Genomic DNA, 1350 nt, shown 5'->3' on the forward strand with positions numbered 1-1350 from the left:
CTAACTTTTGGGGTGTTTTTATTATGAAATTAACTTATAAAGATAAAGTTCAGGTCTATGAACTTAGAAAACAAGGGAGAAGCTTCAAAGAGCTTTCAAATATATTTGGGATAAAAATTCCCAATCTTCAGTACATGATTAAATTGATTGATCGTTATGGAATAGAAATCGTCAAAAAAGGAAAGAATTGTTACTATTCACCTGAACTAAAACAAGAGATCATTGATAAAGTTCTGATTGAAGGTCGTTCACAAATAAGGGTATCTCTAGATTATGCTCTTCCAAGTGTTGGAATGTTGCCTAATTGGATAGCACAATATAAGAAAAACGGGTATACTATTGTTGAGAAAACAAGAGGGAGACCGCCTAAAATGGGACGTAAACCAAAGAAGAACCCCGAAGAGATGACAGAGATAGAGCGACTTCAGGAAGAATTAGAATATTTGAGAGCGGAGAATGCCATTCTAAAAAAGTTGAGAGAACTCAGATTGAGGGACGAAAAGGAGCAAGAAGAAAAACAGAAATTGTTCAAGGATTGGTAACAGAGTTTCCTTTAGATATCCTTCTAAACATTATCAAACTTGCTCGTTCAACCTATTATTACCACTTAAAGCAACTGAATCAAGTGGATAAAGATCAAGCTATCAAAGTGGAAATACAAGCCATTTATGATGAACATAAGGGAAATTACGGCTATCGTAGAGTTACTCTTGAATTAAGAAATCGTGGTCGTGCGGTCAATCACAAAAGGGTGCAGCGTCTGATGAAAATTCTTGGTTTAACAGCTCGTATTCGTCTTAAACGTAAGTATTCTTCATATCTAGGAGAAGTTGGCAAGAAAGCAGATAATCTTATTCAACGCCAGTTTGAAGCATCCAAACCAATGGAAAAGTGCTACACAGATGTGACAGAGTTTGCCATTCCAGCGAGCAGTCAAAAGCTCTACTTATCACCAGTTTTAGATGGCTTTAATAGCGAAATTATCGCCTATAATCTCTCAACTTCACCAAACTTAGAACAAGTGAAAGCTATGTTAGACCAGGCCTTCACAGAGGAGCATTACGAAAATACCATTCTCCATAGTGACCAAGGTTGGCAATACCAACATCAGTATTATCATCAATTTTTAGAGGATAAAGGGATCCAACCGTCCATGTCACGTAAGGGAAATAGTCCAGACAATGGTATGATGGAGTCCTTCTTTGGCATTCTTAAGTCTGAGATGTTTTATGGTTATGAGAAGACGTTTCACTCACTTGAGCAATTGGAACAAGCTATTGTAGACTATATTGATTATTACAACAACAAACGCATTAAGGTAAAATTAAAAGGACTCAGTCCTGTGCAATA

The 1350-nt window shown here is 36.6% G+C and carries 1 protein-coding gene; it reads left to right on the plus strand.

Features of this window, described 5'->3' with window-relative positions; all coding sequences use genetic code 11:
* Window positions 1-23: 23 nt before the first annotated feature.
* A protein-coding gene (locus O3629_RS10100; RefSeq protein WP_371609144.1) for an IS3 family transposase occupies window positions 24-1350 on the plus strand; the annotation gives its coding sequence in 2 pieces (ribosomal slippage) (window positions 24-465 and window positions 465-1350; 1328 coding nt annotated over the 2 pieces). This gene is flagged as partial in the annotation.

The sequence above is a fragment of the Streptococcus sp. 27098_8_12 genome (assembly GCF_041432115.1).
Lineage (GTDB): Bacteria > Bacillota > Bacilli > Lactobacillales > Streptococcaceae > Streptococcus > Streptococcus parasanguinis_V.